The organism is Humibacter sp., assembly GCF_051954055.1.
In the GTDB taxonomy this organism is placed as follows: domain Bacteria; phylum Actinomycetota; class Actinomycetes; order Actinomycetales; family Microbacteriaceae; genus Humibacter.
In genome coordinates, this window is record NZ_JBQCIE010000105.1 from 18011 (window position 1) to 33374 (window position 15364).

13 protein-coding genes are annotated in these 15364 nt (G+C 68.0%); all 13 read left to right on the forward strand.

What is annotated here, in order from left to right:
* Positions 1–69 precede the first annotated feature (69 nt).
* Complete coding sequence (locus ACTHNC_RS13135; protein WP_440295055.1) at positions 70–855, forward strand: glycosyltransferase family 2 protein; 786 nt, start codon at positions 70–72, stop codon at positions 853–855.
* Complete coding sequence (locus ACTHNC_RS13140; RefSeq protein WP_440295056.1) at positions 852–2450, forward strand: ArnT family glycosyltransferase; 1599 nt, start codon at positions 852–854, stop codon at positions 2448–2450. The genes ACTHNC_RS13135 and ACTHNC_RS13140 overlap by 4 nt, the downstream gene beginning before the upstream one ends.
* 98 nt (positions 2451–2548) lie before the next feature.
* Complete coding sequence (locus ACTHNC_RS13145; RefSeq protein WP_440295057.1) at positions 2549–4363, forward strand: DUF4012 domain-containing protein; 1815 nt, start codon at positions 2549–2551, stop codon at positions 4361–4363.
* 794 nt (positions 4364–5157) lie between these two features.
* Positions 5158–6663 carry a sugar transferase gene (locus tag ACTHNC_RS13150; protein WP_440295058.1) on the forward strand — a complete coding sequence of 502 codons (1506 nt, stop codon included), beginning with the start codon at positions 5158–5160 and terminating at the stop codon, positions 6661–6663.
* A 126-nt stretch (positions 6664–6789) separates the two neighbouring features.
* Entirely contained in the window at positions 6790–7599 is an 810-nt protein-coding gene (locus tag ACTHNC_RS13155) for a phosphatase PAP2 family protein (RefSeq protein WP_440295059.1), read from the forward strand.
* A gap of 90 nt (positions 7600–7689) precedes the next feature.
* Positions 7690–8436: a ferredoxin--NADP reductase gene (locus ACTHNC_RS13160; RefSeq protein WP_440295060.1), complete on the forward strand. Its 747-nt coding sequence runs from the start codon at positions 7690–7692 to the stop codon at positions 8434–8436.
* A gap of 11 nt (positions 8437–8447) precedes the next feature.
* Entirely contained in the window at positions 8448–8807 is a 360-nt protein-coding gene (locus ACTHNC_RS13165) for a holo-ACP synthase (protein WP_440295061.1), read from the forward strand.
* Between the two features lie 106 nt (positions 8808–8913).
* The gene (locus ACTHNC_RS13170; RefSeq protein ID WP_440295062.1) at positions 8914–9159 is read left to right on the forward strand and encodes an acyl carrier protein; all 246 of its coding nucleotides are present in this window, start codon (positions 8914–8916) and stop codon (positions 9157–9159) included.
* Complete coding sequence (locus tag ACTHNC_RS13175; RefSeq protein ID WP_440295063.1) at positions 9159–10085, forward strand: amino acid--[acyl-carrier-protein] ligase; 927 nt, start codon at positions 9159–9161, stop codon at positions 10083–10085. Before ACTHNC_RS13170 ends, ACTHNC_RS13175 begins: the two co-directional genes overlap by 1 nt.
* A 49-nt stretch (positions 10086–10134) precedes the next feature.
* Entirely contained in the window at positions 10135–11832 is a 1698-nt protein-coding gene (locus ACTHNC_RS13180) for a hypothetical protein (RefSeq protein WP_440295064.1), read from the forward strand.
* A gap of 100 nt (positions 11833–11932) precedes the next feature.
* Positions 11933–13150 (forward strand): acyl-CoA dehydrogenase family protein, encoded by a 1218-nt coding sequence (locus tag ACTHNC_RS13185; protein ID WP_440295065.1) that lies wholly within the window; start codon positions 11933–11935, stop codon positions 13148–13150.
* A 1-nt stretch (position 13151) separates the two neighbouring features.
* A complete protein-coding gene (locus ACTHNC_RS13190; RefSeq protein WP_440295066.1) occupies positions 13152–14423 on the forward strand; it encodes an ATP-grasp domain-containing protein in 1272 nt (423 codons plus the stop codon).
* Positions 14413–15360, forward strand: a complete 948-nt coding sequence (locus ACTHNC_RS13195) for an alpha/beta hydrolase family esterase (RefSeq protein ID WP_440295067.1) — start codon at positions 14413–14415, stop codon at positions 15358–15360. Before ACTHNC_RS13190 ends, ACTHNC_RS13195 begins: the two co-directional genes overlap by 11 nt.
* Positions 15361–15364 lie beyond the last annotated feature (4 nt).

Sequence of the window (15364 nt, forward strand, 5' to 3'; positions counted from 1 at the left end):
GACTGCATTACGCTACAACGTGACGCGCCCTCACGAGCCCATCGAGGCATCCATCCCGAAAGAGCACCGATGCACCTGCCCGCCCTCACCGTGGTGATGCCCGCGTACAACGAGGCGCAGGGCCTGCCCGGCTTCGTTCGGGAAGTGGCCGATGCGGTGCGTCCGTACACCGACACACTGCGCATCGTGGTCGTCGACGACAAATCGACGGATGACACCGGCACCGTGCTCGAGGCCCTCGCCCAGGAGCTTCCCGAGCTGATCGTCGTGCGCTCGCCGAAGAACCAAGGTCACGGGCCGACAGCGCTAGCGGCATACCGCGCCGGAGTCGAGACCGCGCCGGATGCCGTGCTCCACGTCGACGGCGACGGCCAGTTCGTGGGGGAGGACTTTCCACGCGTGCTGGAGGCGCTTGAGGGCGTGCAGGTCGTGCACGGCGTGCGCACGGGGCGCGAGGAGCCGTGGTTCCGCCGGGCACTCACAGGAACGGTCGGAGCGGGCGTCGCGCTGCTCGCCCACGGGCGCGTGCCCGACGTGAACACGCCGCTGCGGCTCTACCGCACCTCGATACTCCGCCGGCTTCTGGATGTCTGCCCGCCCGACGCCCTCGTCCCTCACGTGCACTTCTCCATCGCCGAGCAGCGCCACCGGGTGCCTCGTGCATTCGTGCAGGTGCGGAGCATCCCGCGGCGAGGCGCCTCGAGTACCGGAACGATGTGGGGAGCGGCGCCCGCCAAGCCGAAGCTGCCGCCGAAGCGTCTCATCCAGTTCAGTGCCCGCGCGGCGGGAGAGGTGTGGCGCTACGACGTGCTCAGCCGCTCGGTGCCGGCCCAGACAGCGGATCAGCCCGCGTGAGCGGCGGCGTCTGGGAGCGCCGCGTCGCGGGCATCCTGTTCTGGGTGCTGTTCGCGCTCGTCATGCTTGCGCAGGTCGCGATCGTCGCACCCGAGTTCTGGCTGACGCGGCTCTGGGAAGACGAAGCGTTCAATCTCACGGTGCCGCTCAACCTTCTCGCCGGGCACGGGTATTCCAGCGCCGGCCTGCTCGGGTCGGGCACGCTCACGCCGTTCGACGTGCGCATCTCCACCGGCCCTGTGGTGCTGCTGCCGGTCGCCGCCGTGTTGTCCACGGGCATCGACCCGGTCGTGGGTGGGCGCCTCGTCTCGCTGATCTTCTACGCCGGCCTGCTGGTCGCTTTGTGGCTGCTCGGCCGCCGCATCGCCGGACGATGGGGCGCGCTGATCGCCATCGTCGTGCCGCTCGCCCTCAATACCAACCAACTGCCGTCTCCGGTGCAGGGGCCGGTCGACATCCTCGGCGAGTTCCCGGCGGCGGGCCTGATCGCGTGGTCCATCGTGTTCGTGCGGCGACGCCCCTGGCTGGCCGGCCTCTTCCTCGGACTGGCGATCCAGACCAAGTTCATCTCGCTGCTCGCCGCGCCGGCGCTGCTGGTGTACGCCTGGTTCGTCATCGCGGACGAACCGTGGCGTGCGCGGCTGAAGCGCTGCATCTGGTTCACCGTCTGGGCGGCCATTCCCACCGCGGTGTACTGGCTGGCCGTGCTCGTCTCGCTGGGACCCAGCGGCTTCGTGAGCAACGCGCACCAGTTCCTCGCGTTTCTGAAGAGCGGCGGACAGACGGCAGCCGTTCCGCCCGACCAGAAGCTGACCGCGCTCATGGGCAGCTGGTTCGTCGACAGCCGCATCGTCATCGTGGTGGTCATCGCCGCCCTGGTGATCGGCGTACTGGCCGTCATCGCGGTCCGGATGGCGGTGCGCAGTGGCGAGTCCGCTGACGCACTGGTGCAGGATGCCGGTGCGCAGACATCCGCCCGCGACGTCACGTTCCTGCTCATCGCCGCCGCCGTCAATCTCGTCGCCTGGGTCGGCTGGTGGTCGCTGTCGCGCGGAACACCGACGTGGATCCGGTATCCGTCGACGGGGCTGATGGTGAGCATTCCGATCTTCGCCGGCGCTGCCGTGCTGGGCGTGCGGATGCTGTGGGTGCGCGCGGCGCACCGCGCACCGCGGCCGGCCTCCGGGCGTGCTCGCGCCGCCTGGCTCCGCTGGACGGCTGCGGGCGTCGCCGCCGTGCTCTGCGCGCTGTTCGTGGTCTCGACGACATCAAGCGTGCAACAGCACACGGCGTGGGTGCAGGTGCCGGACTATGCCGAGACGCTGTCGCAGCAGCGTGACGTGGCACACCAGCTGGCAGGACTCGGCGACAAGAAGTTCGCGACGCCGTGGGGCGGGCAGCTCGGCGCCATCCTGCTCAGCGGAGTGCCCTTCACCAACCAGGCCGGCCCGGAGACGTGGACCCTGCCCAACGTGCTGTGGAATCCGGAACTCACCGACGCTGGAGAGGCGGGGTTCGACAAGCTGGTCAACGCAATGTGCAAGCGCGACGTCGTGCGCGTTGCGGCGCAGTACGCCGTGTGCCGACTGGGGTGACTCCACGAATCGGTGCTCGGCCGCCGACCCCCCCCGTTCTCGTGCCACTTTCCTCGCAGCCGAGGAGTGCTCAAGAACTGTCTGGTTGAATGACCGGCATGCCTGAGTCCGCCGTTGCGCCCGACCGGCGCAGACGCCGACGCATCATTGCCTGGTCGATCGTCGGCGTGATCGTGCTGCTCATCGCGTGCGCCATCTGGATCGTGCTTCGCGGGCTGCAGGCGAAAGACGCGCTGGAGGCATCCCTGCCGCTTGTCGACAAGGTGCAGGCGCAGATCTCCTCAGGCGACGCGAAGGGAGCGGCCGCGACGAGCCGCGTACTGGCCGATCATCTGCACACCGCACGCGACGACACGAATGATCCGATCTGGCGTGCCGCGGAGATCATCCCCGGTCTCGGACCGAACCTGTCGGCCGTTCGCAAGGTGTCGTCGTCGGCATCCGATGTGACCGATCAGGCGATCATTCCGCTGGCGCAGCTGGCGGGCACGTTGAACTTCTCGAGCTTCAGTCCGGTGAACGGCAAGGTCCCGCTGAAACCGCTGACCCAGGCGGCGCCGACCATCACGCGAGCGAACACCGCGCTGCAATCCGACCTCACCGTGGTGCGGTCGATCGATCCGTCCGCGACCGTCGGCCCAGTGCGCGACGCGGTTCAGAAGCTGACCGGTGCACTCGAGAAGGCGGGCGGCATTACGGATGCTGCGAGCCGGGCCGCTCGGCTGCTCCCAGGGATGCTCGGAGCCGACGGTCCCCGCGAGTACGTGCTGGTCATACAGAACAACGCAGAAGCACGGTCGACCGGCGGGATCGTGGGCGCGCTCGCGCTGCTTCGCGCCGATGACGGGGCCATCTCGCTGGTGAGCCAGGCATCCGCTTCCGACATTCCGTCGCTCGACAGCCCGGTACTGCCGCTTTCGGCGAGCACGAAGAAGCTGTACGGGGAGTTGCCCGGCGAGTTCATTCAGGACGTCACGATGACGCCGAACTTCGCGACCACGGGGCCGCTCGTGCAGGCCATGTGGCAGAAGCGGTTCGGTACGAAAGTCGACGGGGTGCTCTCGATGGACCCGGTCGCTCTGAGCTATCTGCTCAAGGCTACGGGCCCCATCGAGGTGGCGGACGGCCAACAGCTGACGACAGACAATGCCGTGCAGCTGTTGTTGAGCGAGACATACGCCATGTTCGATGATCCGAAGCAGCAGGATGCCTTCTTCGCTGCTGCTGCCGCCTCCGTCTTCACGAAGGTGGCAAGCGGTCAATTCGATGCCGGGACCATGCTCTCGGCGCTGAGCCAGGCCAGTAGCGAGCACCGCGTGCTGCTGTGGAGTGCCGACAAGCGCGAACAATCGATCATCTCCGGCACATCGTTGTCGGGCCGCCTGCCCTCGAGCTCGCAGGCCACCCCTCGCTTCGGTGTCTATCTGAACGACGCGACCGGCGGAAAGATGGACTACTACCTGCACACAGCTGTCGGGCTGGGCGGTGCGAAGTGCCGCACCGATGGGCGTGTGAACTACCTCGTTCGCGTCACGCTCTCCAGCAGGGCGCCGGCCGATGCAGCCCAATCCTTGCCGTCATACGTGACCGGAGCGGGGCTCTCGGGCGTTCCGGCAGGGGAGACATACACCACGCTGGCCGTTTACGCCCCTCGTGGCTTCATAGCACTCGGCGTGACGAGCGGCGGGCAGCAGGTGGAGGTTCAACGCGCGAGTGACGAGGGACGCAGCGTCGCGCATCTGCTGATCCGGCTGAAGCCAGGACAGAGCACCAACTACGACCTTCAGTTCGTCGGAGCGCCGGTCGAAGCATCGGCGCCGCGGCCGGGGAATGTGGCCGCGCAGACGACCCCGGGAGTGTGGCCAACCGAGGTGGGACGAGCATCCTTCGACTGCTCCGAGATGCTGCGCTGATCGCACGTTAAGCCGCGCTTATCGCCGTGCTGCGCTCGTCTTGAGGTCTTGCGGCGATCTTTACCTCATTGCACCCGATCGGGGGACTCCCGGCGAGCTCGGGTCCCGTTACGCTCGAAGTAACCCGAAATTGCCTCACCAAACCCGAAGGTAGGCTTCCCAATGAAACGCCGTATTTTGGCGTGCCTCGGCGGACTCGGAATAGTGACAGCAGTCACCCTTTCCGCACCCCTTGCCGCGGCTGCCGACAGTTACGTACCCACAGACCCCTGCGCGAACGGGGGCTGCAGCAACTCGGTGAATGTGCCGGGCAGCGGCCTCGCCGATACTGGCAGCACGATCTCGTGGCCGATCATCGGCCTCGCCGGCGCGGCAGTCGTCGTCGGAGGAGGCGCATTGGTCGTCGCCAGGCGCAGCTCTCGCCGATCCGGCTGACGTTCCACGCCCTTTCCACAGCACCGTTGTCGCCGTCGGCGCCAACGTCAGGCTGACGTGTTCGTCTGAGCCCTCATGCCCCGAACGAGGATGCCCACAACTAGGGACATGAGGATTCCTCAGTAATGGATACACTCTTTCTGTCGAGGTTCTCTCACCTTCTCGAACCCGAAATCGAGAGGAACAAGCGGAGAACCCGCAGGCTACACACCCCGCTTACCCGAACCCGAGGTGCCCCAAGTGGTCGCATGGACCGGGGCGGCACGCGAGACCCGAACCGCGTGTCGCCCCAATGCGCCGCACCACCAGGCTTCTGCCTGCCGTGAGTGCGCAACTTTTCACCGCTGCGAGCGTGCAGCATGACCGGGCTGGACGACCGGCGGTCGATCGCCGTCGCACGGCCCGCCCTTGCCCGTCTCGGCGGAGCCAGCCGTGCCGGCCACCTCTCGGCAGAGCAGCGCTGGAGTCGTAACTACCGCCTGCGGCTGATCGTGAGCGACGGCCTGATCGTCACTTCCTCGGTCGCCGGAGCATTCCTTGCTCGATTCGGCCTCACCAGCGACGATCTCGGCGGACTGGACGAGCTGTACTGGCTCATCGCGCTCTTGGTTGTCACCACCTGGATGGCGCTGCTCGCTGCCTTCCATACCCGCGACCCGCGAATCATCGGTGTTGGGTTCGCCGAGTACCGCAGGGTCGCGAGCGCGAGCGCCTTCACTTTCGGGTCGCTGGCCATCATCTTCCTGGTCGGCAAGGTGGAGGTTGCTCGTGGCTTCTTCGTGCTCACGCTCCCTATCGGGCTCGCAGCACTGACCGTCAGCAGGTGGCTTTGGCGCCAGTGGCTGACCAAGCAACGCAACAACGGGCGCTATCTCTCCAGAGCGCTGGTGGGAGGCTCACCGGCCGATGTCGCCTACGTCGTTGACCAGATCGAGCGCAAGGCCGGCGCCACCTACCACATCGTGGGTGCAGCGATCGACGGTACAGCCGGACGGGGACAGTACCCGGACCCCGGCGTTCCGGTCGTGGCCGACCTCGCCAACCTCGCGATGGCGGCCGCCAATCTGCAGGTCGACACGGTGATCTTGGCCGGCCAGCCCAGTGACGACCGCGGATTCGTGCGCGACCTCAGCTGGCAGCTCGAGGGAGCGGCCACCGATCTGGTGCTGGCGGCCGGCCTGACCGATGTGGCCGGGCCGCGCATCCACTTCCGCCCGGTCGAGGGGCTGCCGCTCATCCACGTCGAGATCCCGCAGTTCGAGGGAGCGAAGCACGTGCTCAAGCGTGCGCTGGACTTCGCGCTCTCGGGGCTTGCACTGCTCGTGCTCGCGCCGATCTTCCTGGTGCTCGCCGTCCTCGTGCGGTTGGACAGCCCGGGCGGAGCGTTCTTCAGTCAGCAGCGGGTAGGCCGCAACGGCGAGTCGTTCACGATGTACAAGTTCCGCAGCATGTCGGCCGCGCCTTCCCACGATGAAGCTGAGCTGGCGGCGCGGAACGAGGGCGCCGGCGTGCTTTTCAAGATGAAGAACGACCCGCGTGTCACACGTGTCGGCCGTGTGATCCGAAAGTACTCCCTGGACGAGCTGCCGCAGTTGTGGAACGTCTTCACGGGCGACATGAGCCTGGTCGGCCCGCGCCCACCGTTGCCTCGCGAGGTCGCCGCCTACGAGAACCACGTGCACCGTCGGCTCTTCATCAAGCCCGGGCTCACCGGCATGTGGCAGATCAGCGGTCGCAGCGACCTGAGCTGGGACGAGAGCGTGCGCCTGGATCTGTACTACGTGGAGAACTGGTCGCTGACCGGTGACCTCATCATTCTGTGGCGCACCGCGAAAGTGCTCATCAGTCCGGTCGGTGCGTACTGATGCCTGTCCAGATCGTCGCTTCGTTGCCCGCCCTCAGCGCCGAGGGCGGGCAACGAGGCGTCCTCATCACCGGGAATGGGATGATGCTGCTGCGGGCCTGGACGACCGCGGGAGGCGGGGTGAGGCGTGACGGACGGAACGCAGGCCAGGAGCATCGGCCTTCGCTCGGTCGCGGCTGTCGTCGGCTTCCCGGTTGCGTTCGTCAGCATCTACCTGCTGCTCATCCTCACTCGAGCCGGCCAGGAACTCGACAGCGGATCCTTCGGCGCCCTCGGTGTGTTCGGCGTGCCAGCCGGTGCGGCGGGTGAGGTCGTCCGATGGGGAGCCACATTCTTGCTGGTCGCGGCCGCGCTGGCCGCCGGCGCATTTGCGCTGATCCGTCGCAGATGGAACGACGCGGTGCGTGCAGCGCTCGTCGTGCTTGTCTGCACCTTAGGCTGCGAGGCGCTGAAGGCTGTTCTGCATCGCCCGGCACTGGGCGTCAGCGGCTACGACGACAACACATTCCCGAGCGGTCACATGGCCGTGGCGCTCTCTGCTGCGACAGCCGTCGCGCTGACTTTCCCGCTCGGCCGATGGCGAAGGCACGTCGTCGTGACCTCCATGGCACTCGCGGTTGTCGCCGGATGGGCCTCGATCGTCTCCTTCGCCCACCGACCAAGCGACGTGATCGGTGCGGGACTGCTCGTTGGGGCGGTCGTCTCCGGAGTGCTCTTCGGCCGGCCCCCGCTGGCGGCCGAACGCCGGCCTTCCCCGCTCCTGGCGGCGTGCTGTGCGGGCGCGCCGGTCCTGGCGGTTCTGATCGGGCGCTGGCTCTCGATCTACGCGCCGGGAGCGGGCGATCCACTCGAGGCGCTCGGGTGGTTGGCGCTCTGTGCGTTGCCGGTCGTCGCCGTGGTGCTTTTCGCTCCCGCGGCGAGGCCGGCCGAGGAGTGAGCCTGGTGACCATAGGCGCACTTTCGCGATCGCGCGACCGGACCACAATGCTCCTCGAGCGAACGGCGGAGTCGGATGTCCGGTGAAACGATGACCGAGAGCGTTGGCGTCGCCAGCAGGTGGATGGATGCAACTCTCGTCGCGGCCTGCCCCCTCATTCCTGGTATGTGCGAGATCACACTAGAGGTCGACTCGTGGCCGGGGCATCTCGCCGGTCAGCATGTGGACATCCGTGTGCCCGGATCCTCCCGTTGGCAGAGGCCGCACAGCTACTCGATCGGCAACGCGCCCGGCACCGGGGGCATGCCGTTCAACTGGCTGCGCCTGGCCGTCCCGGTCGAACTGCTCATGCACTTCGACCCCGGCGGGCCTGTGCAGGTCGCCGGGCCCAAGGGCGACCGGATGGCGTGGGCGCCGGGGCAGACCGGCGAGCGTCCGCTTCTGCTGATCGGCGGTGGGAGCGGGATCGTTCCCCTGCTCGCCATCGCGTGCGCCTGGGCATCTCAGCCCAGTCGGAGCTCATTGCGACTGATACATTCCGTGCGGTCGCGGCGGCAGCAGCTCTACAGCGACGAACTGTCCCTTCTGGAGATCGAGTGCGGTGCTCGCGTGACGTCGGTCGTCACGCGAGGCGCACCCCCGAGTGCGCCCAGGGGTCGGATCGGCCTGCAGGATCTCGAAGCCTTCGGCCTGCCGCCGTCGGCTGAACCCGAGTGCTTCGTGTGCGGACCGGTCCCGTTTGTGCAGTCGGTCGCGACGATGCTCGCGAGCTCCGGCCATCCTCTCGAGCGCATCCGCACCGAGTGGACCGTTCCTCTCATCGGAGCGGCGGCCTAGTGCGCGTAGGTGTGGACGCGCAGCCGGTCGAGGATGTGCGCGATGCCCTCCGGGCGCACGGTGAGCGCTACCTGCGTCGTGTCTACACGCAGCACGAGATCGAGACCTGCAGCGACGCGGACGCGTCGCCTTCGGCGGAGTCCTTGGCCGCTCGGTATGCCGCGAAGGAGGCGGTGCTGAAAGTGCTGCGAGTCACGGACGAAGCCCCGCCATTCACCGATATCGAGGTTGTGCGCGAGCCGGGCGGCTGGACGTCCCTCAGACTCTCCGGCACCGCTCGTTCGCTGGCCGATGCTGCCGGTCTCACTGCCTTCGAGGTGTCGCTCACGCACACCCGCCAGCTCGCCATGGCCGTGGTCATCGCAACGTGAATGACGTCAGGAACGGAAACGGTCTGCACGCGATCACAGGCTTCCACGGCCTCATACAATGAGCACACGCGCTGCACTGCGCGCTCCACGAGAGATTGGGAATGTCGTGGACGAAACGATCCGGAAGGTTCTCGGCGAGTACGCGAGGATCGGTGTGGACATGGCGGGCGTGGAGCGCGACGCAGACCTCTACACGCTTGGCCTGACATCGCACGCCAGCGTGAACGTGATGCTCGGGCTGGAGGACGCCTTCGGCGTCGAGTTCCCCGACCAGCTCCTGCGCAAGGACACGTTCCGCTCCATCGCGAGCATCGCCGACGCGGTCAGCGGCCTCGGCGTGGCGAAGGCCTGATGGGCCGGCCGGCTCAGGGGCCCGACGAGGAGCGGGCCGCGTTCCGGGCCGAGCTGCTCGCCTCCGGCCTGCTCGTGCACGGCGGGGTGGACGGCCTGTATCAGCGCTCCGGCGCGTTTGAGCGCGTTGTGCGGGGAGTGGAGGCGTTGGCATCCCGTGCCGGACACGGGCGTGGAGGGCCGCAACTCTTCTTTCCTCCAATCATGGCCAAAGACGCTTTCGAGCGGACCGACTACCTGCGCTCCTTCCCCGATCTGGCCGGTGCCGTCGAGGTCTTCAACGGCGGTGACGCAGAACACGCCGAGCTCCTACTAGCGCTGGAGCAGGGAAGGAACTGGACCGACTTGCTCGTTCCCTCCGAGGTCGCGCTGAGCTCGGCAGCCTGCCATCCGCTGTACGCAACCCTCGCGGGCACCCTGCCTGCGGGCGGCTCGCACTACGAGGTGCAGGGCTACTGCTTTCGCCACGAGCCGAGCATCGACCCCGTGCGCATGCAGAGCTTTCGGCAGCACGAGTTCGTCTACGTGGGCGAGCCGGAATCGGCCCGATCGCATCGGGATGCATGGCTCGAGCGCGGAGCGGAGCTCCTGGAATCGCTGGGACTCGACGTGCGCGTCGAAGAGGCCAACGACCCGTTCTTCGGTCGCGCCGGGCGCATGCTCGCCGCGAACCAGCGGGCGACAGCCCTGAAGTTCGAGATCACGGCACCGGTGAGCTCGGATGTCGCTCGTACCGCCATCGCGTCGGCCAACTGCCACGAATCCCACTTCGGAGAGACTTTCGGCATCAGGACGGCCGACGGGATCGCCGCGCACTCCGCGTGCATCGGCTTCGGGCTCGAGCGCATTGCGCTGGCCCTCGTGAAGCGGCACGGCACCGACGTCGAGCGCTGGCCGGCCGAGGTGCGCGAGGCGCTGCGGGCGTGACGGAGCTGACGCGCATGTGCGGCGCACCGGCGACGCGAAGGGACCCGTCGTGACCGAGGCCGTGTCGCTGGAGCACGACGGGATCGTCGAGGCGCCCGGCTGGTTCGGGCCTTCAGAGCGGCCGCTGCTCGGCTGGTTCACGTATCCGGTCTCCAGACGGGTACGCGGCGCGGTCGTGCTGTGCCAGCCGCTCGCCGAAGAGGGCAACATGGCGTATCGCACCTTCCGTACCCTCGCGCGGCATCTGGCGATCGCCGGGTTCCTCGCTGTGCGCTTCGACTACGACGGCACAGGTGACAGCGCCGGTGACTTCGAGGATGGCGGGCGAGCGGATGCCTGGATCGCCTCGGTCACCGCTGCGGTGACGGAGGCCCGCGCGTGGGGCGTCGAACACGTGAGCCTCGTGGGAATGCGTCTCGGGGCCACCCTCGGTTATGTAGCGGCAGCTGAGGGCCGACTCGATCTCGACGAACTGGTGCTCTGGGATCCGTGCGTGACAGGACGCAGCTTCCTGCGCGAGCTTCAGCTCGTGCACAGCGTGTGGCTCGAGGGAAGGCTGTCGGCACCGGCCGGCTGGGTCGAGACGCCCTCATACCGCTTCACACCGGAAGCAGCATCCGGGATCCGTCGCCTTGCGATCGATGGACGCGCACCGGTGTCACGGCTCGCGCGGCGGACGACGGTCGTCGTACGAGCGGACCGAGCCCCGTCGCCGCAACTGGCGGATGCCGTCCCGGCCGCGGAGTGCAACTGGCGCGAATCGACCGGACAAGCCGAGCTGCTGAACGTTCCCACGCTGCATGCAGCCGTGCCCCATGAAGCGATCGAGGGCATCGTCACCGGGCTCTCGACGTCGGCCCAGAAGCCGGGAGTGGAGATCCGTCCACGCCTCCAGCCGTGTGCCACGTGGCGAGAGCGGGGCCACGAGATCCAGGAGAGCGCCTGCCTGCTCGGTCACGACCGATTGCTCTTCGGCATCCGCACGAGCCGGCCGGGATCCCACGAAGGAACGCCGCGGATCGCCATGTTCAATGTGGCGGCTGAACGACACCTCGGCGAGGGACGAACCTGGGTCAGGGTCGCACGGGCTCTCGCCGAAGACGGCGTCACGTCCGTGCGCGTCGACCACGGCGGTGTCGGCGACAGCGGCACGAGAGCCGAGCACGCGGACGACGCTGTGTATGCCGAGAACTGGATCGGCGACGTCGCCGACGTGGTGGACGAGCTCTCCGAGAACGGCCGGCACGAGGTGATCGGCGTCGGGCTGTGCTCCTCCGGCACCAGCGTGTTGCAGGCGGCGATCTCCGGCCGGCTCCACGAGGCCATCGTGGTGAACGTCGTGTTCGACACCGACCTGAACGCACGCCTGGCTCCTGGATGGACGTTGTTCCCCCGCAAGCCTGCCTGGCTGAAGAAGTTCGCAGTCCGACACAAGCGGATGGCTGCGTACCTGTGGGGTGCCTGGGGATTCGTGGATCCCAGAAGGGTTCCCGTCTGGACCACGTGCCGAGCCGTCGCGCGTGGCGTTGATCTCACCGTGGTGGCCGGCCCGGAGGATCTGGCCAGGCTGAGGCTGAACGCGCTTTGGCGCACGCTCTGGGGGCGACCGCTCACCGACGGTCGTCGATTCCGCACCGTACTCGTGCCGGATGCCGACCACTCGCTGCGCGTCAGCTCCGGACAAGACGAGGTCGTGGAGCGCATCGTGGAGCGAGTACGATCGCGCTCGGCGGGCGTGAGATCATGAGGATCATTCCGTTTTCGACCAGCGTGGCTCGACGCGATCCCAGTCGCTCGCCGGGTGATGGGGGATGCCGCCGGATGCGGCGACGAAGGGAGTCGTGGTGATGCAAGACACATCGACGCAGTCGCTCGATCGCGGTGACGAACTGCTGCTCGACGGGCTGTCCGCGCCGGCCGCGGGCGCAGGCGAACTCGAGAAGGAGGCGTGGCGGATCGGCGTCGACGTCGCAGGGCCGGTCGCCGACGAGGTGGATTCCGCCGCCCGATTCCCGCACGAGGCCGTATCCGCACTGCGCGAATCGGGACTGCTTGCGGCGCTCGTGCCGGCGGAGTTCGGCGGCGGCGGCGCGTCGCTCGCCGAGGTGGCCCAAGCCGTCAGAGCGCTCGCCGTGCACTGCACCTCTAGCGCCCTCGTACTGGGCATGCACAGCATCGAAGTCTTCAACCTGGTGAGACACGGGACCACGCCCGCGCTGCGAGACGTGCTGCGCGAGGTCGCGAGCGACGGCTTGCTCCTCGCGAACGCCAACAGCGAGGTCGGCATCGGCGGCGACGTCTCGCGCAGCCGATGCGCGCTCGAGCCTCGCGAGGGCGGCTGGCATCTGGAGAAGGATGCTCTCGCCATCTCGTACGGCGAGTATGCCGACGCGATCATCACCATCGCCCGACCCGACACGGATGCTGCCGAGACGGACCAGGTCATGATGGTTTGCCGCAGGCGTGACACGACGCTGCAGCCGACCAGCGAGTGGAACACCATGGGCTTGCGCGGAACGTGCTCGTCTGGGTTCCATCTCTCAGCGGACGTGGGAGCAGATGCGCTGTTCCCGGTGCCGTTCTCCGTGATCTCGAATAACGGAGCCGGACAGGCGAGGCAGATCCTGTTGAGCGCCGCGTGGGTCGGCCTGGCCGAGGCCGCTGGGGCCAAGGCGCACTCCTTCGTGAACGCGGCGGCGCGGCGTAGCATCGGCACGCTCCCGCCGTCCGCCATGCGGCTGGCGGAGCTCGCGAGCGAGCTCCAGGCGGCTCGGAGTCTTCTGATCTCCTCGGCGCTTCGCTACGAGGCGCTGGACCGTGCCGGAGACGGAGAGGACGCCGGGCTCATCGTCGGGCTCCGGGCTCTGAAAGTGTCGACGTCCGAGCTCGCTGTCAAGAGCGCAACGGCGGCTCTCAGCATCTGCGGCATGGCAGGCTTCCGTCGTGACACACCGTTCGCCCTCGACCGCATCGTGCGCGACGCGCACGGCGGCCTGGTCATGGTCAGCAACGACCGTCTGATGAACGACAACGCGCAACTGCTCGTCGCCCGCAAGGCGCTCTGACGTGTCGCAGATCGACGGGGGCCGAAGGCGTCTCGGCTTCGTGTTCCATCCGCGGTCTTTCGCGACCCTCTCCATCGTCGAGGCGGCAAGGGGTTTGTGCGACCTCGTCTGGATCGTCGACACGGGCGACCCGCGTCTGGAATCGATGACCAGGCTACTGTCGCGGCTGGGGACCGTGGTCGACGTCGCCGGGATGTCCGGGGCCGAGGCCGCGCAGCTGGTGCGCCAGGAACGGCTCGACGGAGTGCTTGCTCTCGCCGACGAGCTCCTCGAGTGGACGGCCCTGCTTGCGGCATCCCTGGGCCTCCCCTTCCACAGCGTCGAGACGACGAGACTGCTGACCGACAAGTTCGCGCAGAGGGCGGCTTTCCGCGCCGCCGGACTCCCGGCACCTGGCAGCTGGATCGTGCATCGCGGGACAACCGAAGACGGCTGGAGCCGCGTGCGCGATGAGGCGTCGTTCCCTGCCGTGCTCAAGCCGCGCCGTGGCGAGGGGAGCAAGAACACCATGGCAGTGGGCTCTATCTCCGAGGTGCGCTCCATCGTCGAGGCATTGGAGGATTCCGAAGACGAGCGCTCAGACCGTGAATGGGTGCTGGAGGAGTACATTCCGGATGCCGACGTCGAACTCTGCGGAGCGGAGTTCGCCAACTACGTCTCGGTGGAGGCCTTCGTGTGCGAAGGGCGCATCACGACCCTCGCCGTCACCGGACGAACACCGCCGGCGTGGCCCTTCCGTGAGACCGGGTTCTTCATCCCGGCGGAGATCGACGGCAAGCACGCGGCAGCTGTCGTCGACGCCGCGACGGGAGCCGCTCGCGCCCTCGGCATCACCATCGGATGCCTGCACACCGAGGTGAAGCTCACCGCGGCGGGCCCGGTCGTCATCGAGGTGAACGGCCGCATCGGCGGCGGCGTGCCCGAGATGCTCGAGCTCACAACCGGGATCGACTTCCTCGAGATCGCGATCCGCCTTGCACTCGGCGAGCGCGTGGACGTGGGCACGCTCGAGCCGCGAGGTCTCGGCTACCTCCTCTACGTTCAGGCGCCGGATCATATCCATCGCATCACGGCTGTCACCGGACTGGACGATCTGAAGTCGACGCCTGGCGTGCGGGAGGTGGTGCTCAACCGCGGCCCTGGATACGACGTCGACTGGCGGGACGGCAACCACGGGCACGTGTACTCCGTGCTCGGCACAGCCGACGACCATGACGGGCTCAGGGCGGCTCTGGAACGTGTGCCGGAGCTGGTGCGCATCGATGGGGTCTGACCGCAGGCGTTCTCGACGCCCGCTCGTCGTGGGCGTCGCGCTGGCTGCGGTCGTCGTACTTCTCGCCGTTGGAGTCGCGGCTGCAATGTGGCATGCCCCAGCGGTGACGGCCGGACCGTCGGCGCCTTCGACCGCCGCACCCTCGCCGTCCGCATCGGGGGCGGCGTCCGGCGACCATGTGGTGACGGTGCAGGCGGCCGGCCGCTCACGCACCATGATCGTCCACCTTCCGCTGGGGACGCCGAAGGAGCCGCTGCCGCTTGTGCTCGTCTTCCACGGTGCCGGCGACACCGCGGAAGGCACCGCAGCATCCACCGACTTCGAACGCGTCGCGGACCAGCGGGGCCTTATCGTCGCGTTCCTCCAGGGCTACCAGAACACCTGGAACGAGGGGGCGGGGCACACGCCCGCGGAGGTGGCCGGCGTCGACGACGTGGCGTTCGCACGCGCCGCCGTTCAGACCATCGAGGGAATGCGCTCGATCGACCACGAGCGGATCGCCGCTGTCGGGTTCTCCAACGGTGCCCTCCTGGCCGACCTGCTCGGCTGCCGCATGGCCGAAATGGTGCGACTGATCGTCCCGGTGTCTGGGCCCCTCCCGGTGTCGGTGTCTCAGTCCTGCCGCCCGAGCCGACCGGTCTCGGTGCTCGAGGTACACGGCACGGCCGACGACTCGATACCCTACGGCGGCGGGCCTTTCGCCGGCATCGGCGGCGGCACGACGGTGCTGTCCGCGCCGGATGCCGTCGCGCGGTGGGCGGCCCTCGACGGGTGCGATTCGCACGCGTCCCAGAAGTCGGCCTCCGGCGGCATCCGGATCTCCGCCTACACCGGATGCCCGGCCGGGATCTCCGTTCAACTCCGGACGGTGGAAGGCGGCGGGCACGCCTGGCCGGCCGACATCGGCGAACTCGTCGCAGGTGCCCTCGGCGAATGACCGC